The following is a 26,745-nucleotide window of genomic DNA, read 5'->3' as shown; positions in this document are numbered from 1 at the left end:
CCTCCGTCGCCTCCCGGCGGTCGTCACTTGGTGGTGCAGTGGACGGAGGCTGCGTCGAACTTCTGCCCCGCCGCCAGGCAGTAGGACTCGACGTTCTTGGCGTGCTCCGCGTCCGTGTCGGCGAACAGCGTCTGGGTCGGGGACATCGCGATGAAGTACAGCCACTTGCCGTCCGCCGGGTTCAGCGTGGCCTTCAGCGCGGCGTCGCCCGGGTTGGAGATCGGGGTCGGCGGCAGGCCGGCGTTGTAGTAGGTGTTGTACTTGTTGGACGCGTCGTTGATGTCCCTCTTGTCCAGCGTCTTGCGGCCCAGCGCGTACTGCAGCGTGGTGTCCATGCCGAGCTTGCCGTTGACCTTGCCCTTGTCGGCCAGCCGATTCTGGATGGTCCGGGCCATCTTGGCGAAGTCCTCGGGGTTGTTGCCCTCGGCCTGCAGGATGCTGGCCTCGATGACCACCTCGTAGCCGGTCTTCAGCCCGATCTTGGACGCCTCGGCGTCCAGGCTCGCGTAGCGGTCGACGGCGTTCTTGACCATCTGCTTGAGCAGTTCCTCGGGCTTCATGCCCTCGGTGATCGAGTAGCGGGTCGGCCAGAGGAAGCCCTCGATGTTGCCGTTGGCGTACGGCGGGAGGCCGAGCGTGGCCACCTGCTCCTTGGCGACGGCCGCGGTGGTGCCCTTGGCCAGCTTCAGCTTGTCGTCGATCTTGACGTAGGTGGCCGCGGCGGTCAGGCCCTCCTGGACGATCAGCTTCTCACCGCCGTTGGCGTCCACCAGGAACTGCACGGCGCCGTCGGCGGACATCTCCGTCGGCATGCTGTAGGTGCCGGGCTGGATGGTGGTGCACTTGACGTTCTTGTCGCAGGCCTTGCTGAAGGCGTCGACGCTCTTGACCACGCCGGCCTGCTTCAGCGCCAGGCCCATCTGGCTGCCGGCCGCGCCCTGCTTGATCTCGACCTTGACCGAGCCGCTGCCCGGGCCGGGGAAGTCCGGCGGCGGGCCGAAGTGGTCCTTGTAGAAGCCGTAGCCCCACCAGCCGGCGCCGCCCATGATCCCGAGCAGCACCAGGGCGACCACCAGGCAGGCGCCGCCGTTGCGCCGGCCCGACTTCTTGCCGTTCTCCTTGCGCTTCTTCTTGGCCTCGCGGGACTGGTCCTCCTCGCCGAGGAAGCCGTTCCCGTCCTCGTCGGAGCCGTCGCCGCGGTACTCGTCCTCGGCGTACTCGTCCTCGTGGCCGTCCCACTCGCCCTCGGCGTGCCCGGCCTCCTCACCGGCGCCGACCGGGTCGGCCCCGGCCTCCAGCGCGGCGGCCTCCGCCTCCCAGTCGATGCCGTCCGGTCCGGGGCCCGCGGGCCGCGCGGCGGCCGGCTGCTTCTGCTCCGCCGGAACGGCCCGGCCGGGGCCGCCGGGCGCACCCTGCTGCGGCAACTGCTGCTGGGGCGCGCCCTGCTGGGGCATCTGCTGGGGAGTGCCCTGCTGCGGCATCTGCTGCTGCGGGTAGCCCGGCTGGCCGCCGCCGTACTGCTGCTGACCCTGAACGCCCTGCTGCGGACCCTGGCCGCCCTGCTGCTGCGGATAGCCCTGCTGACCGCCCATGCCCTGCTGCTGGGGGTACCCCTGCTGACCCATCCCCTGCTGCGGGTAGCCCTGCTGGCCCATGCCCTGCTGCTGCTGCGGATAGCCCTGCTGCTGCGGGTAACCCTGCTGGCCACCGTACTGCTGCTGGCCCTCGACGCCCTGCTGCTGCGGATAGCCCTGCTGACCGCCCATGCCCTGCTGCTGGGGGTACCCCTGCTGACCGGCGCCGTACTGCTGCTGACCCTGAACGCCCTGCTGCTGGGGATAGCCCTGCTGCCCCATGCCCTGGCCGCCGTCGCCGTACTGCTGCTGCTGCTGCTGGGGATTCTGCTGCCACTGCCCGTCCTGCTGGCCGGGGACCGGCTGCTGACCGCCGTACCCGGGGTCTCCCGGATGCCACGGCTCGGAGCCCTGGGGGCCGTAGCCCCGACCCAGATCGGTCATTGATCCCCTTATACCGACGGAGACGACCGGAGGATCGGCCCGGTCGCCCGGGACGGCGTCCCGGCTGCTTGTCGAACCGGCGTGCTAGCGCAACACCTGGACGGAGACGCTACCGTACCGCAGTCGGCCGTCCGGCCGGGGCCGCAGCCGCTGCGCTCAGTGACCGCCCGCGCCCGAGGGCGCCCCCGCCCCGGCGGAGCCCGACGCGGGCGCCGACCCGGAGGACGCGCCCGAGGACGAGCCGGACGCCGGGGCCGAACCCGAGGCCGTCGCGGACGGGCTCGCGGCCCGGGTCGCGTTGAACTCGGCGACGTTCTTCTGCTGCACCTCGAAGCTGTCGGTGAACCGGGTGTCCCCGGGCTTCACGGTCACGAAGTAGAGCCAGTCCCCCGGCGCCGGGTCCACCGCCGCCATGATCGCCTGCCGTCCCGGGTTGGAGATCGGGGTCGGCGGCAGCCCGGCGTGCTTGTAGGTGTTGTAGGGGGAGTCGAGCCGGGTGTCCGTGACGCTGGTGTTCAGCGTGGAGCGTCCGAGCGCGTAGTTGATGGTGGAGTCCAGCTGGAGCGGCATGTTCTTGGCCAGCCGGTTGTAGATCACCCGCGCGACCTTGGCCATGTCCTCGGAGTTGTCGGCCTCGCCCTGCACCATGCTGGCGATGGTCACCAGCCCGTACAGGCTCTGCCCGAGATTGGTCGCGACGACCTCCGCGTCGTCCCGGGCGAACTCCTTCCCGGCCCGGTCGACCATCTGCTTCAGCAGCTCGGCGGCGGTGGTGTCCTCGGTGACGCTGTAGGTCGCGGGGAACAGATAGCCCTCGGGGGTGCCGTTGGCGTTCTCCGGCAGGCCCAGCTCGGCGGCCTGGTCCTTGGCCGTCTGCTCGGTGGTTCCCGCGGCCAGCTGCAGCTTCTTGTCGATCGCCGCGAAGATCTGGCTGCCGCGCCAGCCCTCGGGGATGGTCAGACCGTTGGCGTTGGCCGGGTCGACCAGGACGGCGAGCGCCGCGGCCGCCGACATCCGCTGCCGCAGGGTGTACGTGCCCGGCTGGATCCGCCCGGCCGCCGCCGCGCTGCCCTTCGCCGCCCGGGTAAAGGCCAGCGAGCTGGCCACCACGCCGTTGCGCACCAGGGCGGAGGCGATCTGGCTGAGGCCGGCCCCCTCCGACACCGAGACCTGCACCGACCCGGACCCGCCGCCCGTGAAGTCTGCGGCGGCCGGCGGCTTGCGCTGCCCCTGCAGCCAGCTGAAGCCCGCCAGCCCGATCCCGCCGAACACGACCACCAGCGACAGCGCGGTCAGCAGGCAGGCCAGTCCGTTGCGCCGCCGGTGCGGGTCCGGCGGTTCGGGGCGCGGGGCGGGCGGGCCCGGCGGACGGCCCTCCGGTTCGATCACCGGCGCACCGAGGTGCCCGGGGCTCAGGCCGGGTGTGAGGTCCAGGTCGGTCACGGCACGCCCCCTCGGCGGTCCGCACGGAGTGCGGCACGACGGCAATGGCAGAGGGGTCCGTGCGGACGCGTCCGCACGGACCCCTCACCGGGACGTTAGAACAGGCCGGTCAGCCCGCCACCTCGACGCTCTCACCGGGCGGGCGTCCGCTCACCCGTTCGGACTCAAGGGCGGTCTGCAGGATCACCACCGCGGCGGCCTGGTCGACCACCGAGCGGCCCTTCTTGGCCTTGACCCCCGAGGCGCGCAGCCCGTGGGTCGCGGTGACGGTCGACATCCGCTCGTCGACCAGCCGGACCGGGACGGGCCAGAGCCGGTTGGCCAGCCGGACCGCGTAGCCGCGGACCTTCTCCGCCGCCGGGCCCTCCTTGCCGCTGAGCGAGCGCGGCAGACCGACGACCACCTCGATCGCGCCGTACTCCTCGACGATCGCGGCGATCCTGGCCTGCGACTTCACTCCGGCCGGGACGGTCTCCACCGGGGTGGCGAGCACCCCGTCGGGGTCGCAGGACGCGACCCCGATCCGGGCGTCCCCGACGTCGACGGCGATCCGCCGCCCGCGCCGGAAGGGCTTCTCCTCGATCTCCATCAGAACGCGGACCCCATCAGGAGGCACGCTCCGCGACCAGGCCGCGCACGGCGGCGACGGCCTTGTCGATCGCGGTCGCGTCGGTGCCGCCGCCCTGGGCGACGTCGTCCTTGCCGCCACCGCCGCCGCCGAGGGTCTTGGCCGCGGTGCGGACCAGCTCGCCGGCCTTGATGCCGCGGCCGCGGGCGTCCTCGTTGGTGGCGATCACGGTCAGCGGGCGGTCGTTCGCCACGGTGAAGGCGGCGACCACGGCCGGGCGCGAGCCGAGCCGGCCGCGCACGTCCAGGACCAGCTTGCGCAGCTCGTCCGCGCCGACGCCGTCGGCGACCCGGGCGGCGACCACGGCGATGCCGTGCACGTCCTCGGCCGAGTCGGCGAGACCCGCGGCGGCCGCGAGCACCTTCTCGGCGCGGAAGCGCTCGATCTCCTTCTCGGCGTCCTTGAGCTTGGCGAGCATGCCGGAGATCTTCTCCGGCAGCTCCTCCGGACGGCCCTTGACCAGCTCGGTCAGCTGGGCGACCACGGTGTGCTCACGGGCCAGGAAGCGGTAGGCGTCGGCGCCGACCAGCGCCTCCACCCGGCGCACCCCGGAGCCGATCGAGGACTCGCCGAGCAGCTTCACCAGACCCAGCTGGGCGGTGTTGCCGACGTGGGTGCCGCCGCACAGCTCCTTGGAGAAGTCGCCGATGGTGACGACCCGGACCTCGTCACCGTACTTCTCGCCGAACATCGCGATGGCGCCGGCCTTGCGGGCCTGGTCCATCGTCATGACCTCGGCGGTGACCTCCAGCTCCCGGGTCAGCACGTCGTTGATCTTCTGCTCGACGTCGGTCAGCACGCTGCCGGGCACGGCGGCGGGCGAGCCGAAGTCGAAGCGGAAGCGGCCCGGGGCGTTCTCCGAACCGGCCTGGGCGGCCGTCGGGCCGAGCGCGTCGCGCAGCGCCTGGTGGGTCAGGTGGGTGGCCGAGTGGGCGCGGGCGATCGCCCGGCGGCGGTCCACGTCGATCGTGGCGTACGCCGAGGCGCCGAGCACGACCTCGCCGAACAGCACGCCGCCGGAGTGCACGACCACACCCGGCACCGGCTGCTGGACGTCGCGGATCTCGACGACCGCGCCGGAGTCCAGCCGGATCCGGCCGTGGTCGGCGAGCTGGCCGCCGCCCTCGGCGTAGAACGGGGTGCGGTCGAGGATGAGCTCGACCTCGTCGCCCTCGGAGGCGGCCGGCGCCGGGACGCCGTCCACCAGCAGGCCGACCACGGTGGCCTCGCCCTCGGTGAGGGTGTAGCCGGTGAAGACGCTGGCGCCGGACTTGTCGGCGACCTCGCGGTACGCGGCGACGTCGGCGTGGCCCATCTTCTTCGCCCTGGCGTCCGCCTTGGCGCGGTCCCGCTGCTCCTGCATCAGGCGGCGGAAGCCGGCCTCGTCGACCTGGAGGCCCTGCTCCTCGGCCATCTCCAGGGTCAGGTCGATCGGGAAGCCGTAGGTGTCGTGCAGCTTGAACGCCTGGTCGCCGGAGAGCACCGCGCCGCCGGACTGCTTGGTCTCGGTGACCGCGGCGTCGAGCAGGCTGGTGCCGGCCTTCAGGGTCTGCAGGAAGGCCGACTCCTCGCCGACCACGACCGTCTCGATGCGCTTGCGGTCGGCCTCCAGCTCCGGGTACTGCGGGGCCATCGCCTTGATCGCGACATCGGTGAGGTCCTTGGCGACCACGCCGGTGGCGCCCAGCAGGCGCATGTTGCGGATCGCCCGGCGCAGGATGCGGCGCAGCACGTAGCCGCGGCCCTCGTTGCCGGGGGTGACGCCGTCGCCGATCAGCATCAGCGCGGTGCGGATGTGGTCGGTGACCACGCGCAGCGAGACGTCCGACTTGTGGTCGGCGCCGTAGGTGTGGCCGGTCAGCTCGGCGGCCCGGTCCAGGATCATCCGGCTGGTGTCGATCTCGAAGAGGTTGTCGACGCCCTGCAGGATGGCGGCCAGACGCTCCAGGCCGAGGCCGGTGTCGATGTTCTTGCTCGGCAGGTCGCCGAGGATCTCGAAACCGTCCTTGCCGTCGCCGTGGCCGCGCTCGTACTGCATGAAGACCAGGTTCCAGATCTCCAGGTAGCGCTCGCCGTTGACGGCCGGGCCGCCCTCCTCGCCGTAGGCGGGGCCGCGGTCGTAGTTGATCTCCGAGCACGGGCCGCACGGGCCGGGGACGCCCATCGACCAGAAGTTGTCCTTCATGCCCAGGCGCTGGATCCGCTCCGACGGGACGCCGATGACGTCACGCCAGATCTGCTCGGCCTCGTCGTCGTCCTTGTAGACGGTGATCCAGAGCTTCTCCTTCTCCAGGCCGTAGCCACCGTCCGCGACGGGAGTGGTGAGCAGCTCCCAGGCGAACTTGATGGCTCCTTCCTTGAAGTAGTCGCCGAAGGAGAAGTTGCCGCACATCTGGAAGAAGGAGCCGTGCCGGGTGGTCTTCCCGACCTCCTCGATGTCCAGGGTGCGCACACACTTCTGGACGCTGGTCGCGCGCGAGAACTGCGGCTTGACCTCGCCCAGGAAGTACGGCTTGAACGGCACCATGCCGGCGTTGACCAGCAGCAGGGTGGGGTCGTCGGCGACCAGGGACGCCGACGGAACGACGGTGTGGCCGCGCTCCTCGAAGAAGCGCAGCCAGCGGCGGCGGATCTCTGCCGACTCCATTAGTGGTCCTTCCGGTTCGTACCGCCCCGCGGCGGAATCGCGCGCCGGGGCGTTCTCTCGATGGCTTGGGGGGTGGTGCCCGTACCGTCCTCGGACGAGGCGCGGGCACGGCTGGGCGGAGGCAGGGCGGCGGCCGGGCTACCGGGCGCCGCCGAGATAGCTCGGTACTGGGGCTCGCCGCGCAGCGCTCCGCGGCGGCGCGGCTCGACGACGGCGGTGCCGTCCAGCCCGAGGTCCTCTCGCAGCTGCTCCTCGCGCTCGGTCATGCCGCTCCGGACGTCCTGGGCGAACTGCTTGGCGAGGTCGCCCAGGTGCAGCGCGCCGCGTGCGGCGGTGCCGGACAGGCTGTCCGGGGTGAGCCGGTGCACGGCCTCGTTGGCCTTGTTCATGGCCCAGACGGTGGCACCGGCGCCGACCGCCATCCAGAAGATGCGTCGCACCATGCCGTCAGCCCCTCACCGCGCGCCGGACCCGGGACAGCAGGCCGGTCTTCGGCGCGGTCGCGGCGCGGACCTCGGCCCGGATCAGCCGGGCCAGTTCCTCGCGCTCGGACGGCTGGGTGGGCAGCGTCGCGGTGCCCTGCTGCTTGGCGACCGCCTTGCGCACGCCGTAGCTGAACGCCGCGACCTTGACCAGCGGGCCGCCGAGGGTCGCCGCGACGGTGGAGGAGAGCGCGTTGGCGTTGGCCGCCGCGTCCTGCACATTGGCGGTGATCTCGTCCACCCGCTCCAGCTGCTCGTTGGCGCTGCGCACGGCGGCGCCGGCGTCGGTCAGCAGCGGCACGGCCTGCTCGGTGACGGCGGAGACGAGGACGGTGGCTTCCTTGAGCACCCGCGACAGCCGGACCAGCACGACCGCGAGCAGGGTGACCAGGACCGCCCAGAACACGGCGACGAGCAGACCGGCCAGCTCTCCCACGGACACCTTTGCGCGCTCCCTCGCCTTGCTGTTTCCCAGGGGGAACCCTATCGCGACCGCACCGGGTTTCCGGACCGGGTTTCCCCCGCGGGCCGCGCGGCGAACCGACCGGGTGTGCGATCCGCGCGCGTAACCTACCCGCCGGTCACCTCGTTCTGCCAGGCAGGTCGCCACCCACGCGGCCGCGCCGGACGCCCGGGCCGAACCGGCCCGGGCCTCGAAACGGGGAGCAGGGGTTGGATCGGGATTCCACACCACGGCCGGACCGGCCGGTGCCGGGGCGGCTCCCGGCGGAGGTCACCAGCTTCGTCGGCCGGCAGCGCGAGCTGACCGAGCTGGCCCTGCTGCTGGCCGAGCGGCGGCTGGTGACGGTCACCGGCCCGGGCGGGGTCGGCAAGACCCGCCTCGCCCTGCGGGCCGCCGCGCGGGCGGCCGGGGCGTTCCCGGACGGCACCTGGCTGGTCGAGGCGGCCCCGGTGCAGGACGGCCAGCTGCTCGGGCACGCCGTGCTGGAGGCGCTGCGGCTGACCGACGGGACGACGCGGGCCCCGGTGGAGGTGCTGACCGAGCGGCTCGCCGGGCGCCGGCTGCTGCTGGTGCTGGACGGCTGCGAGCACCTGGTGCCGGCCTGCGCCGAGCTGGCCGTGGCGCTGCTGCGGGCGCTGCCGGGGCTGCGGGTGCTGGCGACCAGCCGGGTGGCGCTGCGGACGGCCGGGGAGCACCTGCTGAACCTGGCGCCGCTGCCGGTCGGCGCCCCCGGCGCGATCGCCCCGGGGGCACTGCCGGACGCGGTGCTGCTGTTCGCGGACCGGGCCCGGGCGGTGCTGCCGTCGTTCGCGGTCACCGCCGCGAACGCGGAGGGGATCGCCCAGCTGTGCCGGCGGCTGGACGGCATCCCGCTGGCGGTGGAGCTGGCCGCGGGGCGGCTGCGGGCGCTGTCGGTGGAGCAGATCGGCGCCCGGCTGGACGACCGGTTCCGGCTGCTGACCGGCGGCGATCCGGCCGCGCTGCCGCGCCATCAGACCCTGCGGACGACGATCGGCTGGAGTCACGAGCTCTGCACGGAGCAGGAACGTTTACTCTGGGCGCGCCTCTCGGTCTTCGCGGGCGGCTTCGACCTGGACGCCGCCGAGTACGTCTGCGGCGGCGCGGGCGTCGATCCGGACGAGCTGCTGGACCTGCTCACCGAGCTGGTCGCCAAGTCCGTGGTGCTGCGCGAGGACAGCCCCTTCGGCGTCCGGTTCCGGCTGCTGGACACCCTCCGCGAGTACGGACTGCGCTGGCTGCGCGCGGCCGGCGAGGAGAACCGGCTGCTGTGCCGGCACCGCGACTGGTACCTGGGCGTGGCCACCTGGGGCGAGGTCGAGTGGTTCGGCCCCCGGCAGGCCGAGACCGCCGAGCGGACCGAGCTGGCGCACACCAATCTGCGGGCCGCCCTGGAGTTCTGCCTGGCCGAGCCGGGCGAGGAGCAGATCGCCCTGCTGATGGCCGGCACGCTGTGGTTCTACTGGGTCGGCTGCGGCCACCTCGGCGAGGGCCGGCACTGGCTCGACCGGGCCCTCGCCCTCGCCCCCGAGCCCACCGAGGCCCGGGCCAAGGCGCTCTGGGTGACCGGCTACACGGCCACCCTGCAGGGCGACCTGGTCTCCGCCCGGCCCGCGCTGGAGGAGTGCCGCCGCCAGGCGCTGGCCACCGGCGACGACCGCGCGCTCGCCTACGCGGTGCACCGGCAGGGCTGCGCGGCGCTGATCGGCGACGAACCGGCCCGGGCGGCCGAGCTGTTCGAGGAGGCGCTCTGGCACTACCGCACCATCGGCGAGCTCAACAGCAACGTCCTGATGGCGATGTTCGAGCTGGGCATCGCCTACCTGTTCCAGGGCGACCAGGACAGCGGGGAGCTGTGGCTCGCCCAGATCCGCGAGCTGTGCGAGGAGCACGGCGAGCAGTGGGCGTACGCGTACGGGCTGTACGCATACGCGTACTCGCACTGGCTGAACGGCGAGGTCCGCCCGGCCCGGGCGCTGGCCCGGGAGAGCGTCCGGCTCAACCACCTCTTCAACGACCTGCTGGGCATCGTGCTGGCGATCGACCTGCTGGCGCTGCTGGAGACCGAGCCGGCCGGCCCGGGCGAGCCGGGGGACCTGCGCGAGGCCCGGGTGCTGCAGGGCGCGGCGCACCGGATCTGGCAGGCGGTCGGCAAGCCGTTCTTCGGCTCCCGCACCTTCAACGGCCCGCACCGGGCCTGCGAGGAGCGCGCCGTCGCCGGGCTGACCGAGCAGGAGTACGCCGACTTCTTCACCACCGGCACCCGGCTCGACCTGGACGCCGCCGTGCACCGCGCGCTGGGCGGCGGCGAGCACCCGGGCGGCCCGGGGGCGCGGCCGGGACCGGGGCCGCTGCCGCCGGCCCCGCAGCCCTCGCCGGTGGGCCGGTGATCCCGGTGAAGCCTGCGGGTGCCCGGTGAAGCCTGCGGGTGCCCGGCACCGCCCCGGGAATAGTTGAAACTTGTCCCTTGCTGGAGGGGGCGGAACAACCGGCCCGTTCGGAAGGAGCACCCCGTGGCCACCAACCTCGCCGACGAGTACCGCATGGCGAACTTCTACTTCGACTCCAAGGCGTACACCGACGCCGCCCGGATGCTGGAGGGAGTGCTCGCCGAGGAGCCGGCCAACCTGTCGGTCCGGCTGCTGCTGGCCCGCAGCTACTTCCACTCCGCCCAGCTCCGCCGGGCCGAGGCGGAGCTGCGCCTGGTGCTGGACGCCGACCCGGCCGAGGACTACGCCCGGCTGATGCTGGGCCGCACCCTGGAGCGCCAGGGCCGCCACGAGGAGGCCCGGCCGCACCTGCGGCTGGTCGCCGCGATGACCGGCGAGCAGCTCTGACGAACCCGGTACACCCGGTACGAGGCAGAACCTCCCCCGCACAGGGGCGAGCCCCCGCCGCCACAAGGGCGACGGGGGCTCGCTGGGTACCGCAGGTGATACCGCTCGCGGGTCAGCGCGAGTAGTACTCGACGACGAGCTGCTCGTCGCAGATCACCGGGACCTCCTTGCGCTGCGGCGCGCGGTCCAGGCGGAAGGCCAGGGCCTTCAGGTTGACCTCGAGGTACTTCGGGGTCTGGCCCTCGCCCGCGTTGCCACCCTCACGGGCGACCTGGAACGGGACCTTCTCCTTGCTGCGCTCGCGGATGGTCACCACGAAGCCCGGCTTCATCTGGAACGACGGCTTGTTGACCTTGCCGCCGTTGACCTCGACGTGGCCGTGGACGACCATCTGACGGGCCTGGTAGATGGTGCGGGCGATGCCCGAACGCAGCACCAGCGAGTCGAGGCGGGTCTCCAGCTCGGCGACGAGCGCCTCACCGGTCTTGCCCTCGGCCTTCTTCGCGCGGTCGAACGCGCGCGCCATCTGCTTCTCGCTCAGGTCGTACTGAGCGCGCAGACGCTGCTTCTCGACCAGACGGACCTTGTAGTCCGAGTTCTGCTTGCGACCACGGCCGTGCTGGCCGGGCGGGTACGGGCGGGCCTCGAAGTACTTGACGGACTTCGGGGTCAGCGGCACGCCGAGCGCACGCGCGATCTTGACCTTGGGACGCTTCTGGTTCGCCATGAACCAAACCTTCCTTACTGACGACTACGGCTTCACCAGGTGTTGACGGAGGTCGCATGTCGCGGCCCGGAGAAAACCCCACCGCCCTGAGGCAGTGCGATCAGCCGCTCTCCGGAGCCGGGCACGAATGTGCTGGTCACACGGGCGGGCCGGGAACCGGTCGCCCGCGACACCGAGACGGTGCGCGACGCTCCTGGTGCGGACCCCCCGGAGGGGGTCTACGGCCGATGTCCCGCTGGTGCGGCCGGTCGGTCGGGTCTCCCCCACCGCCGTCCCGGGACATGGCACTCCGGCCGAGTATACCGGCAGATCACCGGCCCCCTCACCCGGCCTCCCGGTCCCCCTCCGTCACACTCTCCGGGGCCGCTTCCGATCCCGCCTTCGGGTCCGCCTTGCTCTCCGGCTTCGGTTCCGGCTCGGGTTCCGGCTTCGGCTCTGCCTTGGGTACCGCCTTGGGTACCGCCTTCGCCGCGCCCCTCGACTCCGCCTTGGCCGGCCCGGCCGGCTCGCCCCGCAGCCGCCCCCTGGTCCACTCCACGACGTCCGCGTACCGCGCCTCCCCGCCGCGCCGGGTCGGCCGGTAGTACGCCCGCCCGTGCACCGCGTCCGGCGCGTACTGCTGGCTCGCGATGCCCTCCGGCAGGTCGTGCGGGTACTGGTAGCCCTTGCCGTGCCCCAGCTTGCCCGCGCCCCCGTAGTGCGCGTCCCGCAGATGCGGCGGCACCGGCCCGGCCAGGCCCTGCCGGACGTCCGCGAGCGCCGCGTCGATCGCCAGGTAGGCGGCGTTGGACTTGGGCGCCAGGGCGAGCGCGATGGCCGCCTGGGAGAGGATGATCCGCGCCTCCGGGAAGCCGATCAGCGCCACCGCCTGGGCCGCCGCGACCGCCGTCGGCAGCGCCGTCGGATCGGCCAGGCCGATGTCCTCGCTCGCCGAGATCATCAGCCGGCGGGCGATGAAGCGCGGGTCCTCCCCCGCCTCGATCATCCGGGCCAGGTAGTGCAGCGTGGCGTCGACGTCGCTGCCCCGGATCGACTTGATCAGCGCGCTGGCCACGTCGTAGTGCTGGTCGCCGTCCCGGTCGTAGCGGACGGCCGCCTGGTTGACGGCGGTCTCGGTGCTGGCGAGGGTGATCTCCGGCTCGCCCTGCTCCAGCGCCGCCCCGGCCGCCGCCTCCAGCGTGGTGAGCGCCTTGCGGGCGTCGCCGCCGGCCAGCCGGACCAGGTGGTCCTCGGCCTCCGCGGTCAGCTCCACCGCGCCCCCCAGACCGCGCTCGTCCACGACCGCGCGGCGCAGCAGCGCCCGGACGTCGTCGTCGGTCAGCGACTCCAGGGTGAGCAGCAGCGAGCGGGAGAGCAGCGGGGAGATCACCGAGAAGTACGGGTTCTCGGTGGTCGCGGCGATCAGGGTCACCCAGCGGTTCTCCACCGCCGGGAGCAGGGAGTCCTGCTGGGCCTTGGAGAAGCGGTGGATCTCGTCGAGGAAGAGCACCGTCTCCCGGCCGCTCATGCCGACCGCGCGCCGGGCGCCGTCGATGACCGCGCGGACCTCCTTGACCCCGGCGGTGATCGCGGACAGCTCGACGAAGCGGCCCTCGACGGCCTGGCTGATGACGTGCGCGAGCGTGGTCTTCCCGGTGCCCGGCGGGCCCCAGAGGATCACCGAGCTGGTCGCCGCGGGGCCGCGCGACCCCGACACCAGCCGGCGCAGCGGGGAGCCGTCCTTGAGCAGTTTCCGCTGACCGGCCACCTCGTCGAGGGTGCGCGGGCGCATCCGCACGGCGAGCGGTGCCCGTCCGGGCTCCTTGGCCTGGCGTTCCTCGGCGGCGGCGGTGAAGAGGTCCGGTTCGTCCACACCGGAAGCCTATGCGAGCCCTCCGACAGCCCGCCCCGGATCCGCGGCGACCGCGACCGCGACGGCGGCCGCCCCCGGCTCCGGCTCCGGCCCCGGGAGAGGCGCTACCCGTCGAGCCGGGCCGCGTGGTCCGGCACGTACTTCTGGAGGTCCCGCGGCGGCCGCCGGTAGCCCTGCGAGGCCGGGCGCTCCGGCAGCTCGATCGGCCGCGGGCCCACCTCGCGGTAGGGGACGGTGGAGAGCAGGTGGGCGATCATGTTGATCCGGGCCCGCCGCTTGTCGTCGCTCTCCACCACGTGCCAGGGCGACTCCGGGGTGTCGGTGTGCAGGAACATCTCGTCCTTGGCCCGCGAGTAGTCCTCCCAGCGGGTGATCGACTCGACGTCCATCGGCGAGAGCTTCCAGCGCCTCATCGGGTCCGCCAGCCGGTCCCGGAAGCGCCGCTCCTGCTCGGTGTCGCTGACCGAGAACCAGTACTTGCGCAGCAGCAGTCCGGACTCGGCGAGCATCCGCTCGAAGATCGGGGCCTGGTGCAGGAACTGCCAGTACTCCTCCTCGCTGCAGAAGCCCATCACCCGCTCCACCCCGGCGCGGTTGTACCAGCTGCGGTCGAACAGCACGATCTCCCCGGCGGCCGGCAGGTGCTCGACGTACCGCTGGAAGTACCACTGGGTGCGCTGGCGCTCGGTCGGCGCGGGCAGTGCGGCGACCCGGGCGATGCGCGGGTTCAGATACTCCGTCACCCGCTTGATCGCACCGCCCTTGCCGGCCGCGTCCCGCCCCTCGAACACCACCACCAGCCGGGCGCCCTCGGCGCGCACCCATTCCTGGAGCTTCACCAGCTCGTGCTGGAGCCGGAGCAGTTCGCGCTCGTACGGCTTCCTCGCCAGCCTGTCGGCCCGACCGCCGGGCCCGTCCGGACCGGCCGGCCGGTCCTGGGTGCTCCGCCCCTCGGGGGCGCTCCGCTCGCGCTGGGCCTTGGCTGCCACCTGGGCGTCTCCGTTCGGCGGGGTGCTGATGATCCCTCACCGTACGTCCTGGGGCGGGCGCCCGCAGGTCCCGGCCGGGCGGCGGCAGCGCGCCGGGAGGGTTCCGGCCCGGCACCGGCGGCCCCCTGAACCGTCGCTGCCGGGCTCCCCCGTCGACCGGTCCGAAGACCGAACGACCCACCATGACCCAGCCCTGCCGAACGGGTCCAATCGCCGGTTCCATAACCTGGGGGCATGGATGTCGACACCCGTCTGCTGCGCGGCTTCGCCGCGGTCTGCGAGGAGGGGCAGCTGACCGCGGCGGCGGCCCGGCTGCTGGTCTCCCAGCCGGCGCTGACCAAGCAGATCCGGCAGCTGGAGACCCTGCTCGGGGTCGAGCTGTTCGAACGCTCGCGGCACGGCATGACCCCGACCCGGGCCGGCCTGGCGCTGGCCGCGCACACCGACGCGCTGATGGCCGGCTGGGAGGAGGCGCTGCGCGCCACCCGGGCGGCCTCGGCGGAGCACGGCTCGACGCTCCGGGTGGGCTTCGAGGGCGGCATCATCAACCTGATGACCCGGCGCACGGTCGCGGACTTCGCCCGGCGGATGCCGGGCTGGCAGGTGGAGCTGCGGCAGAACAACTGGTTCGACCCGACCTCCGGCCTGGCCACCGGCGAGATCGACCTGACCCTCTGGCACGCGCCGCCCTCGCTGGCCCGGCGCTACAACGTGGCCGTGCTGGGCGAGGAGCCGCGCTGCGCGGCGCTGCCGGCCGGGCACCGGCTGGCCGGGCGTGCGGTGATCGACTTCGAGGAGCTGCTCGACGAGCCCTTCGTGGCGATCCCGCACGAGTCCGGGCACTGGCGGGACTACTGGCTGGCGGTCCGGGAGCGGGGCGGGCGACCGGTGCGGATCGGCGCGGTGGCGCACAACACCGACGAGTGGCTGGCCGCGGTGGTGTGCGGCCAGGGCGTCGGCTTCGCCCCGGAGACAATGAGTCGGCTGGCACCGCGCGAGGATGTCGCGTACCGGCCGGTGCGAGGGTTGAGCCCGAGCCAGGTCGGGCTGTACTGGCCCAAGGACCGGACGCCGACACCTGCCATGGCCGCGTTCGTGCGCAGCTGCCGGGCCACGGTAGGTCTCGGGAACCGGGTCGACGGGCGGGGGGCTCGGGACACCCCGCCGGGCCCGTCGCAGGACGCGCCCCAGGAGGCCCCGGAGAGCCCCGGAACGTCCTAGACGGCCTCGAAGGGCTCCGGGTAGCGGCACAGGCCGCTCGGGGAGCCGTCGTAGCCGGGCAGGGCGAGCGTCTGGAAGTACCCCTCGGGCACCTCGAACGGGCCGCTCACCTCGTGCCGCTGGGCCGGGATGAAGCCGAAGCGCCCGTAGTAGTCCGGGTCGCCGAGCACGACGACGAGCTTCTCGCCGGCCTCCTCGGCGGCCGCCAGCGCGGCCCGGACCACCAGCTCGCCGACTCCCTTGCGCTGCCACTCGGGCGCGACGGCGACCGGCGCGAGCGCCAGCCCGGCGCCCTCGCCGACCCGCAGCCGGGACAGCAGCGCGTGGCCGACGACCAGCCCGGTGTCGTCGACGGCGACCACCGACAGCTCCGGCACCCAGGCCGGGTCGCGGCGCAGCGCGTCGACCAGGTCGGCCTCGTCGGGGCCGGGGAAGGCGGCCATGTGGACTCGTCTGGTGGCAGGAGCGTCCTCGGGACACTCGATTCTGGTACTGACCTTCACAGGGGATCCCTCTCTCTGTCGCACGCCGTTGTGGACCGGCCCCGGACAGCGCGGTTGCTGTCCGGGGCCGTGAAAGGTTAGCCGATGCCGGCCGACGGAATGTCAGGCCTTCGGCTGCGCCTCGGACTTGGCGTCCTCGCGGACCTTCGGCTGGGCGTCCACGCCGGCCTCGCGGCGCTGCGCCGGGGTGATCGGGGTGGGGGCGCCGGTCAGCGGGTCGCCGCCGGTGGACGTCTTCGGGAAGGCGATGACGTCCCGGATGGTGTCGTACCCGCCGAGCAGGGTGACGATCCGGTCGAGGCCGAAGGCGACGCCACCGTGCGGCGGCGGGCCGTAGTTGAAGGCGTCCAGCAGGAAGCCGAACTGCGAGGCGGCCTCCTCCTCGGAGAGGCCGATCGCGTCGAACGCCCGCTTCTGCACGTCGCGCTGGTGGATACGGATCGAACCGCCGCCCAGCTCCGAGCCGTTGAGCACGAGGTCGTAGGCGTTGGACAGGGCGCTGCCCGGGTCGGTGTCGAAGGTCGCCAGCGACTCGGCGGTGGGGGCGGTGAACGGGTGGTGCACCGCGTGCCAGCCCTGGAAGGCGCCCTTGTCGTCCTCGATCGGCTCGAACATCGGGAAGTCGACGACCCAGAGGAAGGCCCACTGGGACTCGTCGATCAGCTCGCAGCGGCGGCCGATCTCCAGTCGGGCGGCGCCGAGCAGCTCCTGCGAGGGGCGCTCCTTGCCGGCCGCGAAGAAGACCGCGTCGCCGTTCTTGGCACCGGCGGCGGCGGCGAGGCCGGCCAGGTGCTCCTCGGAGAGGTTCTTGGCGACCGGGCCGCGCAGCTCGCCGGTCTCGGCGTCGATGAGCACGTAGGCGAGGCCCTTGGCGCCGCGCGCCTTGGCCCAGTCCTGCCAGGCGTCGAGCTGCTTGCGCGGCTGCGAGGCACCGCCGGGCATGACCACGGCGCCGACGTACGGGGCCTGGAAGACGCGGAACTCGGTGCCCCGGAAGTACTCGGTGAGGTCGGTGAGTTCCTGGCCGAAGCGGACGTCCGGCTTGTCCGAGCCGTAGCGGCCCATGGCGTCGGCGTAGGTCATCCGCGGCAGCGGGTTCGGGACCTCGTAGCCGTGGACCTCGCGCCAGATCGAGCCGATGATCTTCTCGCCGAGGGCCAGGATGTCCTCCTGGTCGACGAAGGAGGCCTCGATGTCGAGCTGGGTGAACTCCGGCTGGCGGTCGGCGCGGAAGTCCTCGTCGCGGAAGCAGCGGGCGATCTGGTAGTAGCGCTCCATGCCGGCCACCATCAGCAGCTGCTTGAACAGCTGGGGCGACTGCGGCAGGGCGTACCAGTGGCCGGGCTGGAGGCGGACCGGGACCAGGAAGTCGCGGGCGCCCTCGGGGGTGGAGCGGGTGAGGTACGGCGTCTCGATGTCGAGGTAGTCGTTGTCCTCCATCACCCGGCGGATGATGTTGTTGACCTTGGAGCGCAGGCGCAGGCCCTTGGCCGGGCCCTCGCGGCGCAGGTCGAGGTAGCGGTAGCGGAGGCGGACCTCCTCGTTGACCGTGCCGGGCTCGTACTCGGCGACCGGGAACGGCAGCGGAGCGGCCTCGGAGAGGACCTCGATCGCGCTGACCACGACCTCGACGGCGCCGGTCGGGATGTCGGGGTTCTCGTTGCCCTCGGGGCGGACCCGGACGTCGCCGACCACCTTGACGCAGTACTCGGCGCGCAGGCCGTGCACCGAGTCGAGGTCGCGGACCACGATCTGCACGGTGCCGGAGGCGTCGCGCAGGTCGATGAAGGCGACGCCGCCGTGGTCGCGGCGGCGGGCGACCCAGCCGGCCAGGGTGACGGTGGTGCCTGCGTGCTCCGGGCGGAGCGTGCCCGCGTCGTGCGTGCGGATCACAGCTGCTTCTCCTTCAGGGTGGTGACGAGTGCGTCGAGGGCGACGGGGTTCTGCTCGCCGGTGGTGAGGTCCTTGAGCTGGACCACGCCCTCCGCGAGGTCCCGGTCGCCGGCGACCAGGGCGAAGCGGGCGCCGGATCGGTCGGCGGACTTCATGGCGTTCTTGATGCTCTTGACGCCGAAGGCGAGGTCGGTGGCGACGCCGGCCCGGCGCAGCTCGACCACCTTGGCGAACAGGACGTTCTTGGCCTCCTCGCCGAGCGCGACGGCGTAGACGGAGGTGGCGGCCGGCAGGTCGAGGGCGACGCCCTCGGCCTCCAGGGCCAGGAAGGTGCGGTCCACGCCGAGCGCCCAGCCGACCGAGGGCAGCGCGGGGCCGCCGATCATCTCGGACAGGCCGTCGTAGCGGCCGCCGCCGCCGATGGCGGACTGGGCGCCGAGGCCGTTGTGGACGAACTCGAAGGTGGTGCGGGTGTAGTAGTCCAGCCCGCGGACCAGCTTGGGGTCGTCGGTGAAGGCCACGCCGTTGGCGGTGAGCAGCTCGCGGACCTTCTCGTCGTACGACTTGCAGTCCTTGCAGAGGTAGTCGCGCAGCATCGGGGCGCCGACGAGCTGGGCCTGCACGGACTCGCGCTTGTCGTCGAGGACGCGCAGCGGGTTGATCTCGGCGCGGCGGCGGGTGTCCTCGTCGAGGTCCAGGCCGGCCAGGAAGTCGATCAGGGCGGTGCGGTAGACCGGGCGGCACTGCTTGTCGCCGAGGCTGTTGAGCAGCAGCGAGTAGTCGCTCAGGCCGAGCGCGCGGAAGGCGTCGTCGGCGAGGATGATCAGCTCGGCGTCCAGCGCCGGGTCCTCCGCGCCGATCGCCTCGGCGCCGACCTGCGAGAACTGGCGGTAGCGGCCCTTCTGGGCGCGCTCGTAGCGGTAGTACGAGCCGGAGTACCAGAGCTTGACCGGCAGGTTGCCCTGCTTGTGCAGGTTGGCCTGGAGCGCGGCGCGCAGCACGGAGGCGGTGCCCTCGGGGCGCAGCGCGAGCTCGTCGCCGCCCTTGGTGGTGAGGGTGTACATCTCCTTGGAGACGATGTCGGTGGACTCGCCGACACCGCGGGAGAACAGCTTGACGTCCTCGAAGACCGGGGTCTCGATGTACCCGTAGCCGGCCCGGCGGGCGGGGGCGGCGATGGCCTCGCGGATCGCCAGGAAGGTCGCGGAGCTGGGCGGCAGCAGGTCGTAGGTGCCCTTGGGGGCGGTGAAGGTGCTCAACTTCTCTTCCGTCACATTCCTCGTCGCGGGAAGGCCGGGGCGCCGTCCGCCCCCGCTGCCTGTCGGAGGTAGGGGTTGGTGGCGCGCTCGCGGCCGATGGTGGTCTGTCCGCCGTGGCCGGAGAGGACCACGGTGGCGTCGTCGAGGGGCAGGCACACCCGGGCCAGCGAGCGCATGATCGCCTCGCTGTCCCCGCCCGGGAGGTCCGTCCGCCCTATGGAGCCGGCGAAGAGCAGGTCGCCCGAGAAGAGCACCGGAGGGAGTTCCTCGGCGCCGGGCGTCCGGAACGTCACCGACCCCCCGGTATGGCCGGGGGCGTGGTCGACGGTGAGCGAGAGGCCCGCGAGCTCCAGCACGCTGCCGTCGGTCAGCTCGCGGACGTCGTCCGGCTCGCCGACGGTGAGCTCGCCCATCAGCTGGGTGCCCAGGGAGCGGCCGAGCGCCCGCTCGGGGTCGCTCATCATGTAGCGGTCCTCGGGGTGGATCCAGGCCGGGACGCCCTTGGCGCCGCAGACCGGGACCACGGAGGCGACGTGGTCGATGTGGCCGTGGGTGAGCAGTACCGCGACCGGCTTCAGCCGGTGCTCGCGGACGAGTTCCTCGACGCCGGCGGCGGCCTGGTGGCCCGGATCGACGATGACGCACTCCTCGCCCGGTCCCGGCGCGACCAGGTAGCAGTTGGTGCCCCAGGCTCCTGCGGGGAATCCGGCGATGAACACGCGCGTCCTTCGGTGTCGGTCTCGGTCTCTCGGGCTTCGGCCGCCGCGGTGGCTCCGGCTGCTGCTACAAGCTGTGACTGCAGGGGCAGCCTACCGGCGGTCCGGGTCCGGTTGCGAACCAGATCCGGGTGACAGGTTCACTTCGACCTGACAGGTTCACCCCGTTCTTACGGTCGCGGTCCCTACACTTGGCCGCCGATGGGTGCGATGATCCGCATCGGCATCGCACACACGAGGCCCACACATCAGCGACCAGCACATCCGTAGGAGACAAAGCCGGTGGTCACCAGCGAACAGCGGCGGCGGCAGCTCGCCCGGGACAAGTACGAACGCCAGGCGGAGCGCCGGGCCGCCGCGGCGGCCGCGCGCAAGCGCCGCAACAGCGTGCTCGGCGCGGCGTTGGCGGTGGTCGTGCTGGCCGGCGGCGGCACCCTGTTCGCGACCGGCGCCTTCGACTCGGACGACAAGAAGAAGAGCGACCCCGCCGCCCAGGCCGCGCCCACTCCGACCGAGCCGTCGGTCCCGACCCGCAAGGCGGTCGAGGGCTGCGGCGAGGCCGCCCCGGGCGCCCCGAACGGCAAGCAGTGGCAGGCCGAGCCGGCCATGACCGTGGACGCCAAGGCGACCTACACCGCGACGCTGGACAGCAACTGCGGCAAGGTGACGCTGGCGCTGGACGCCGCCAAGGCCCCGCACACGGTCAACTCCTTCGCCTTCCTGGCCGGCGAGCAGTACTTCGACCACACCAAGTGCCACCGCCTCACCACCGACGGCATCTTCGTGCTGCAGTGCGGCGACCCGACCGCCAGCGCGACCGCCCCCGGCGGCACCGGCGGCCCGGGCTACAAGTTCGCCGACGAGAACCTCACCGGCGCGACCTACCCGGCCGGCACCGTGGCGATGGCCAACTCCGGCCCCGGCACCAACGGCAGCCAGTTCTTCCTGGTCTACAAGGACACCCAGCTGCCGCCGAACTACACCCCCTTCGGCAAGATCACCGGCGGTCTGGACGTGCTCCAGAAGATCGCCGCCGCGGGCACCCTGGAAGGCGGCACGGACGGCCACCCGATGGCCGACGTCACCCTCAACTCGGTGACCGCCGCCAAGGGTTGATCCACCCCGGGACCGGCCCGGCGGCGCCCCCGCGGCCCGCCGGGCGGCCCCGGACCCGAAATCGCCCGGCCCGGATGCGGACAGCACCGGGCCTGGTCGCCTATGTTGGCGTTGTATAGGGTGCCCAGACCCGCCGGCCGTCACCCTCGGCAAGCAGGACACGGCGGACGGGGACGGCGGACTCATCGGTCCGCCGCACATCAACTGTGGACGACGGACGCCTTCCGCCCCGGCGGTGGGCGCGACGTCATGTGGAGGACGCGCTATGAGCAGCGACCCGTGGGGCCGTGTCGACGAGCAGGGCACGGTCTACGTCAGGACCGCGGACGGCGAACGCGTCGTCGGCTCCTGGCAGGCCGGCTCGCCCGAGGAGGCGCTCGCCTACTTCGAGCGCAAGTACCAGGGCATCGAGGTGGAGATCGGCCTGCTGGAGAAGCGGGTGCGCACCACCGACCTGGCCGCCAAGGACGCGCAGGCCGCGCTGGAGCACCTGCGCGAGCAGGTCACCGAGGCGCACGCGGTGGGCGACCTGGCCGCGCTGGCGAAGCGCCTGGACACGCTCACCGGCGAGATCGACAGCCGTCGCGAGGAGCGCAAGGCCGCCCGCGCCAAGGCCCAGGACGAGACCCGCGCCGCCAAGGAGGCGCTGGTCGCCGAGGCCGAGCAGCTCGCCGAGTCCACCCAGTGGCGGGAGGCCGGCGACCGGCTGCGCGCCCTGGTGGACACCTGGAAGGCCCTGCCCCGGCTGGACCGCAAGAGCGACGACGAGCTGTGGCACCGCTTCTCGCACGCCCGCTCGGTCTTCTCCAAGCACCGCAAGTCGCACTTCGCGTCGCTGGACGCCGAGCGCGAGCAGGCCCGGCTCACCAAGGAGCAGCTGGTCACCGAGGCCGAGGCGCTCTCTTCGTCCACCGACTGGGGCGACACCGCGGCCGGCTACCGCGACCTGATGGCGCGCTGGAAGGCCGCCGGCCGCGCCCAGCGCGACATCGAGGACGAGCTGTGGGCGCGGTTCCGCGGCGCCCAGGACGTCTTCTTCCAGGCGCGTTCGGCGGTGTTCAGCGAGCGTGACGCCGAGCAGGTGGCCAACCAGAAGCTCAAGGAGGCGCTGGCGGCCGAGGCCGAGACCATCCTGCCGATCACCGATCTCAAGGCCGCCAAGGCGGCGCTGCGCGAGATCAACGAGCGCTGGGAGGCCATCGGCCACGTGCCGCGCGACGTCCGCCCGAAGCTGGACGGCCGGCTGAACACGGTCGAGCGGGCGATCCGCGAGGCCGAGGAAAACGAGTGGAAGCGCTCCAACCCGGAGGCCAAGGCCCGCGCGGCCGGCATGGTCGGCCTGTTCCAGGCCAAGGCCGACAAGCTCCGCACCGACCTCGACAAGGCCCGCGCGGCCGGCAACGCCTCCCGGACGGCGAAGCTGGAGTCCGAGCTGGCCGGCGTCGAGGAGCTGCTGCAGCAGGCCCACCGCAGCCAGGAGGAGTTCAGCGGCTGATCCGGCCACTGACAGCGTGCGAAGGGCCCCCGGGGAGCGCTCCCCGGGGGCCCTTCGCGCTGTCGGCGGCCGCTACTTGCGGGCCGAGGTGACGCGGTAGACGTCGTAGACGCCCTCGACGCCGCGGACCGCCTTGAGGACGTGGCCGAGGTGCTTGGGGTCGCCCATCTCGAAGGTGAACCGGCTCATCGCCACCCGGTCGCGGGAGGTCTGCACCGCCGCCGACAGGATGTTGACGTGCTGGTCCGACAGCACCCGGGTGACGTCCGAGAGCAGCCGGGAGCGGTCCAGCGCCTCGACCTGGATCGCCACCAGGAAGACCGAGGACTGGGTGGCCGCCCACTCGACGTCGATCATCCGCTCGGGCTGCTGGCTGAGCGCCTCCACGTTGACGCAGTCGGCGCGGTGCACCGAGACGCCGTTGCCGCGGGTGATGAAGCCCACGATGCCGTCGCCCGGGACCGGGGTGCAGCAGCGCGACAGCTTCACCCAGACGTCCTCGACGCCCTTGACGATCACGCCCGGGTCGCCCTTGGCCCGGCGGCGCGCCGCGCGCCGGTTGTCGTGCGTGGGCGTGGCCGTCTCGGCGAGGTCCTCGGTGGCGCCCTCCTCGCCGCCCAGCGCCTGCACCAGCTTCTGGACGATGTTCTGCGCCGCGACATGGCCCTCGCCGATGGCCGCGTACAGCGAGGAGATGTCGGGGTAGCGCATCTCGTGGGCGAGGGTGACCAGCGAGTCCCCGGTGAGGATCCGCTGGATCGGCAGGCCCTGCTTGCGCATCGCCCGGACGATCGCCTCCTTGCCCTGCTCGATCGCCTCCTCGCGGCGCTCCTTGGAGAACCAGGCCCGGATCTTGTTGCGGGCCCGCGGCGACTTGACGAAGCCCAGCCAGTCCCGGGAGGGTCCGGCGTTCTCCGCCTTGGAGGTGAACACCTCGACGGTGTCGCCGTTCTCCAGGGTCGACTCCAGCGGCACCAGCCGCCCGTTCACCCGGGCCCCTATGGTGCGGTAGCCGACCTCGGTGTGCACCGCGAACGCGAAGTCCACCGGGGTGGCGCCGGCCGGGAGCGCTATGACGTCGCCCTTGGGCGTGAAGACGAAGACCTCGTTGCTGGCCAGGTCGAAGCGGAGCGACTCCAGGAACTCGCCCGGGTCGGCGGTCTCCTTCTGCCAGTCCAGCAGCTGCCGCAGCCAGGCCATCTCGTTGACGGCGCCGGCCTTGTCGTCCTTGCGGGTCTGGGTCGGGGTGTCGGTGCGCACCTTGGAGGCGCCGGCCACCGCCCGCTGCTTGTACTTCCAGTGCGCGGCGATGCCGTACTCGGCCCGGCGGTGCATGTCGAAGGTGCGGATCTGCAGCTCGACCGGCTTGCCCCCGGGACCGATCACCGTGGTGTGCAGCGACTGGTACATGTTGAACTTGGGCATCGCGATGTAGTCCTTGAACCGCCCCGGCACCGGGTTCCACCGCGCGTGGATGGTGCCCAGCGCCGCGTAGCAGTCGCGGACGGTGTCGACCAGGACCCGGATGCCCACCAGGTCGTAGATCTCGGCGAAGTCCCGGCCCCGGACGATCATCTTCTGGTAGACCGAGTAGTAGTGCTTGGGTCGGCCGGTGACGGAGGCGGTGATCCGGGCGCCGCGCAGGTCGCCCTGGACCTGGTCGATGACGGTCGCCAGGTACTCGTCCCGCTTGGGGGCGCGCTCGGCGACCAGCCGGACGATCTCGTCGTACATCTTGGGGTAGAGGATCGCGAAGGCGAGGTCCTCCAGCTCCCACTTGATGGTGTTCATGCCCAGCCGGTGCGCCAGCGGGGCGTAGATCTCCAGCGTCTCGCGGGCCTTCTTCTCCTGCTTCTCCCGCTTGAGGTAGCGCATGGTGCGCATGTTGTGCAGCCGGTCGGCCAGCTTGATCACCAGGACCCGGGGGTCCTTGGCCATCGCGACGACCATCTTGCGGACGGTCTCGGCCTGCGCGGCCTCGCCGAACTTGACCCGGTCCAGCTTGGTGACGCCGTCGACCAGCAGGGCCACCGAGTCGCCGAAGTCCTTGCGCAGGGTCTCCAGGCCGTAGTCGGTGTCCTCGACGGTGTCGTGCAGCAGCCCGGCCATCAGGGTCGGGGCGTCCATGCCCAGCTCGGCCAGGATGGTGGCGACCGCCAGCGGGTGGGTGATGTAGGGGTCGCCGCTCTTGCGCTTCTGCCCGCGGTGCCACTTCTCGGCGACCGCGTACGCCTTCTCGATGTCCCGCAGCAGCGCCGGATCGGCCTTGGGGTCGTTGGCCCGGATGGAGCGGAACAGCGGCTCCAGCACCGGGTTGAGGACGCTGGAGCGCTGGCCGCCGAGACGGGCGAGGCGGGCGCGCATGCCGCCGGCGGTGGGGGCCCGGCCGCCCGGCGCGGACGGGCGGGACGGGGTCGGCGCCGGGCGGGCCGGGGTGGCCCCCGAGGGCGTGGGACGGTTCTCGGGGGCGGCCGCAGCGGCCTTGGGCACAACCTCGTCGGGCAAGGACACTCCTCGGGGCACTCGGCCTGCCCCCCGCGGGCGCCGTGCGGCTCGAACCGCGCCTCGCACAACCGGGAGGGGATGAATCTTCATGGTACCGAGCCTGGCGCCGGGCCGTTCGGTCGGCCGGGCCCCGCACACGGACCGGACACACCCCGGACACAACGACGGGCGGCGGCCGGATGATTCCGACCGCCGCCCGTCCGGGTCGTGCGTCCTCGGACCGTGACCGGTACCGGAGGACCACGACCGTGTCAGACCATGACCAGCGTCTCCAGCGGAGCGCCGCCCAGGTGCGGGGCGAGCCGCTCGCGGCCGCCGAGGAAGCCCAGCTCCATCAGCACCACCACCCCGGCGAGCTCGGCCCCGGCCTCCCGGACCAGGTCCAGCGAGGCACCGACGGTCCCGCCGGTGGCCAGCACGTCGTCCACCACCAGCACCCGCTCACCGGGCGCGAAGGCGTCGCACTGCACCTCCAGCGTCGCCGAGCCGTACTCCAGCTCGTACGAGCGCCGGAACACCTCGCCGGGCAGCTTGCCCGCCTTGCGGATCGGCACGAAGCCGAGCCCGGCCGCGAAGGCCGCCGGGGCCGCCAGCACGAACCCGCGTGCCTCCAGACCGACCACCTTGGTGGCCCCGAGCTCCCGCGCCCGCTCCGCCAGCACCCGGGTGAGCGCGGCGAAGGCCTCGGCGTCGGCGAGCAGCGGCGCGATGTCCTTGAACAGCACGCCCGGCTTCGGGTAGTCCGGGACGTCCCGGATCCGGCTGGTGAGCAGCTCGGTCAGCGCGGTGTCGGCGGTGGTCACGAAGGGTCCTTACGGTCGGCGGGGATCAGCGCTTGGTGGACGGACGGCCCTTGGCACGCGTGGTGCCGGCCGCCCGGCCGCGCTGACCGACCATACCCGCCGGCAGGTCCTCGTCCGCGATCTCCTCGCCGTCGCCGGCCTCCGCCGCCGCGGCGGCCTTGGCCTCGGCGGCGCGGCGCTGGGCCACCCGCTTGGCGAGGGCCTTCATCTCCGGCTGCTCCTCCTTGAGCTGCGCGAGCAGCGGGGTGGCGACGCAGATGGAGGAGTAGGCACCGGCGGCGAGACCGATGAACAGGGCCAGCGAGATGTCGTTCAGGGTGCCGGCACCGAGCAGACCGCCACCGATGAACAGCAGCGCCGCCACCGGGAGCAGGGCGACCACCGTGGTGTTGAGCGAGCGGACCAGGGTCTGGTTGAGGCCCGCGTTGGCCGCCTCGCTGTAGGTGATCCTGTTCTGCTTGGTGAGCCCCTTGGCGTTCTCCTTCACGGTGTCGAAGACGACGACCGTGTCGTAGAGCGAGTAGCCGAGGATGGTCAGGAAGCCGATCACGGTACCCGGGGTGACCTCGAAGCCGACCAGGGCGTAGACGCCGATGGTGATCAGGAGGTCGTGGATGAGGGCGACCAGGGCGGCCACCGCCATCCGCCACTCGAAGGCGATCGCCAGGTAGATCGTGACCAGGATCATGAAGATGACCAGGCCGGTGATCGCCTTGTTGGAGATCTGCTCACCCCAGCTGGGGCCGATCACCTGGGTGTCGATCTCGGCGGCGGGGACGCCGATCGCCGGGGCGAGCTTGCTGGTGAACTCCGAGGCGGTGGTCTTGTCCTCGGAGGAGATCTGGATCCGGATCTTGCCGTTGTCGGTCGACTGCACCAGCGGGTGCGAGGACACGATCTTGTCGACGGCGTCCTGGGCCTGCGACACCGAGAGCCCGGGCTTGGTCACGGTGTAGACCGAACCGCCCTTGAACTCGATGCCCAGGTGCAGGCCCATCGCCAGACCGATCGCGGCGACCAGGACGATCACACCGGAGATGCTGTACCAGAGCTTGCGACGGCCGACGAAGTCGAAGCTGACCTCGCCCTGGTAGAGCCTGTGGCCCAGATTGGAGAAGCGCGACACGGTG

21 protein-coding genes are annotated in these 26,745 nt (G+C 72.4%); 5 read left to right on the top strand and 16 right to left on the bottom strand.

Going from position 1 to position 26,745, the window contains the following annotated elements; genetic code table 11:
* Positions 1 to 23: 23 nt before the first annotated feature.
* The 6 genes from mltG (IF01_RS47725) to IF01_RS0126460 all read right to left on the bottom strand — a co-directional run bounded on the left by mltG (IF01_RS47725) (position 24) and on the right by IF01_RS0126460 (position 7,660).
* Entirely contained in the window at positions 24 to 2,018 is a 1,995-nt protein-coding gene (mltG, locus tag IF01_RS47725; protein WP_063764303.1) for an endolytic transglycosylase MltG, read from the bottom strand.
* A 156-nt stretch (positions 2,019 to 2,174) separates the two neighbouring features.
* Positions 2,175 to 3,461, bottom strand: a complete 1,287-nt coding sequence (gene mltG / locus IF01_RS45045) for an endolytic transglycosylase MltG (protein ID WP_063764302.1) — start codon at positions 3,459 to 3,461, stop codon at positions 2,175 to 2,177.
* Positions 3,462 to 3,570: 109 nt separating this feature from the next.
* Positions 3,571 to 4,050 carry a Holliday junction resolvase RuvX gene (gene ruvX / locus IF01_RS0126475; RefSeq protein ID WP_030396052.1) on the bottom strand — a complete coding sequence of 160 codons (480 nt, stop codon included), beginning with the start codon at positions 4,048 to 4,050 and terminating at the stop codon, positions 3,571 to 3,573.
* Positions 4,051 to 4,066: 16 nt separating this feature from the next.
* Positions 4,067 to 6,736, bottom strand: a complete 2,670-nt coding sequence (alaS, locus tag IF01_RS0126470; protein WP_030396051.1) for an alanine--tRNA ligase — start codon at positions 6,734 to 6,736, stop codon at positions 4,067 to 4,069.
* The gene (locus tag IF01_RS49360) at positions 6,736 to 7,179 is read right to left on the bottom strand and encodes a DUF6167 family protein (RefSeq protein ID WP_063764301.1); all 444 of its coding nucleotides are present in this window, start codon (positions 7,177 to 7,179) and stop codon (positions 6,736 to 6,738) included. Before IF01_RS49360 ends, alaS begins: the two co-directional genes overlap by 1 nt.
* A gap of 4 nt (positions 7,180 to 7,183) precedes the next feature.
* Complete coding sequence (locus IF01_RS0126460) at positions 7,184 to 7,660, bottom strand: DUF948 domain-containing protein (RefSeq protein ID WP_030396049.1); 477 nt, start codon at positions 7,658 to 7,660, stop codon at positions 7,184 to 7,186.
* Between the two features lie 266 nt (positions 7,661 to 7,926).
* Between IF01_RS0126460 and IF01_RS48510 the strand changes: the two genes are divergently transcribed.
* Positions 7,927 to 10,089 (top strand): ATP-binding protein, encoded by a 2,163-nt coding sequence (locus tag IF01_RS48510; RefSeq protein ID WP_030396048.1) that lies wholly within the window; start codon positions 7,927 to 7,929, stop codon positions 10,087 to 10,089.
* Positions 10,090 to 10,242: 153 nt separating this feature from the next.
* Positions 10,243 to 10,536 (top strand): tetratricopeptide repeat protein, encoded by a 294-nt coding sequence (locus IF01_RS0126450; protein ID WP_051742183.1) that lies wholly within the window; start codon positions 10,243 to 10,245, stop codon positions 10,534 to 10,536.
* Between the two features lie 112 nt (positions 10,537 to 10,648).
* Here the strand turns inward: IF01_RS0126450 and rpsD are convergent, their stop codons facing one another.
* The 3 genes from rpsD to ppk2 form a co-directional block, all read right to left on the bottom strand.
* A complete protein-coding gene (rpsD, locus tag IF01_RS0126445; protein ID WP_030396046.1) occupies positions 10,649 to 11,263 on the bottom strand; it encodes a 30S ribosomal protein S4 in 615 nt (204 codons plus the stop codon).
* 322 nt (positions 11,264 to 11,585) lie between these two features.
* Positions 11,586 to 13,115 (bottom strand): replication-associated recombination protein A, encoded by a 1,530-nt coding sequence (locus IF01_RS0126440; protein ID WP_244215630.1) that lies wholly within the window; start codon positions 13,113 to 13,115, stop codon positions 11,586 to 11,588.
* Positions 13,116 to 13,219: 104 nt separating this feature from the next.
* Positions 13,220 to 14,005, bottom strand: coding sequence for a polyphosphate kinase 2 (gene ppk2 / locus IF01_RS0126435; RefSeq protein WP_030396044.1), 786 nt, complete (start codon positions 14,003 to 14,005; stop codon positions 13,220 to 13,222).
* Positions 14,006 to 14,338: 333 nt separating this feature from the next.
* On the opposite strand from ppk2, the gene IF01_RS0126430 reads away from it, so the two are divergent.
* Complete coding sequence (locus IF01_RS0126430; protein ID WP_030396043.1) at positions 14,339 to 15,325, top strand: LysR family transcriptional regulator; 987 nt, start codon at positions 14,339 to 14,341, stop codon at positions 15,323 to 15,325.
* On the opposite strand, the gene IF01_RS0126425 is transcribed toward IF01_RS0126430, so the two are convergent.
* From IF01_RS0126425 to IF01_RS0126410, 4 genes are all read right to left on the bottom strand, one after another.
* Positions 15,322 to 15,828, bottom strand: coding sequence for a GNAT family N-acetyltransferase (locus tag IF01_RS0126425; RefSeq protein ID WP_030396042.1), 507 nt, complete (start codon positions 15,826 to 15,828; stop codon positions 15,322 to 15,324). The two genes, IF01_RS0126430 and IF01_RS0126425, sit on opposite strands and share 4 nt — an antisense overlap.
* Before the next feature lie 102 nt (positions 15,829 to 15,930).
* Positions 15,931 to 17,721 carry an aspartate--tRNA ligase gene (aspS, locus tag IF01_RS0126420; protein WP_030396041.1) on the bottom strand — a complete coding sequence of 597 codons (1,791 nt, stop codon included), beginning with the start codon at positions 17,719 to 17,721 and terminating at the stop codon, positions 15,931 to 15,933.
* Positions 17,718 to 18,980: a histidine--tRNA ligase gene (gene hisS, locus IF01_RS0126415; RefSeq protein ID WP_030396040.1), complete on the bottom strand. Its 1,263-nt coding sequence runs from the start codon at positions 18,978 to 18,980 to the stop codon at positions 17,718 to 17,720. Before hisS ends, aspS begins: the two co-directional genes overlap by 4 nt.
* An 11-nt stretch (positions 18,981 to 18,991) precedes the next feature.
* On the bottom strand, positions 18,992 to 19,699 hold the full coding sequence (locus tag IF01_RS0126410; RefSeq protein WP_030396039.1) for an MBL fold metallo-hydrolase: 708 nt from the start codon (positions 19,697 to 19,699) through the stop codon (positions 18,992 to 18,994).
* A gap of 279 nt (positions 19,700 to 19,978) precedes the next feature.
* On the opposite strand from IF01_RS0126410, the gene IF01_RS0126405 reads away from it, so the two are divergent.
* A complete protein-coding gene (locus IF01_RS0126405) occupies positions 19,979 to 20,812 on the top strand; it encodes a peptidylprolyl isomerase (protein ID WP_030396038.1) in 834 nt (277 codons plus the stop codon).
* 265 nt (positions 20,813 to 21,077) lie between these two features.
* A complete protein-coding gene (locus IF01_RS0126400) occupies positions 21,078 to 22,307 on the top strand; it encodes a DUF349 domain-containing protein (protein ID WP_030396037.1) in 1,230 nt (409 codons plus the stop codon).
* 72 nt (positions 22,308 to 22,379) lie between these two features.
* Here the strand turns inward: IF01_RS0126400 and IF01_RS0126395 are convergent, their stop codons facing one another.
* The 3 genes from IF01_RS0126395 to secF form a co-directional block, all read right to left on the bottom strand.
* A complete protein-coding gene (locus IF01_RS0126395) occupies positions 22,380 to 24,902 on the bottom strand; it encodes a RelA/SpoT family protein (protein ID WP_051756223.1) in 2,523 nt (840 codons plus the stop codon).
* 161 nt (positions 24,903 to 25,063) lie between these two features.
* Positions 25,064 to 25,615, bottom strand: a complete 552-nt coding sequence (locus IF01_RS0126390; RefSeq protein WP_030396035.1) for an adenine phosphoribosyltransferase — start codon at positions 25,613 to 25,615, stop codon at positions 25,064 to 25,066.
* 25 nt (positions 25,616 to 25,640) lie between these two features.
* Positions 25,641 to 26,741, bottom strand: a complete 1,101-nt coding sequence (gene secF / locus IF01_RS0126385; protein WP_030396034.1) for a protein translocase subunit SecF — start codon at positions 26,739 to 26,741, stop codon at positions 25,641 to 25,643.
* Positions 26,742 to 26,745 lie beyond the last annotated feature (4 nt).

It is taken from the genome of Kitasatospora purpeofusca, assembly GCF_000718025.1.
Taxonomy (GTDB): domain Bacteria; phylum Actinomycetota; class Actinomycetes; order Streptomycetales; family Streptomycetaceae; genus Kitasatospora; species Kitasatospora purpeofusca.
Note: the sequence above shows the minus strand (reverse complement) of the source record. Positions and strands in the feature narration are given on the sequence as shown.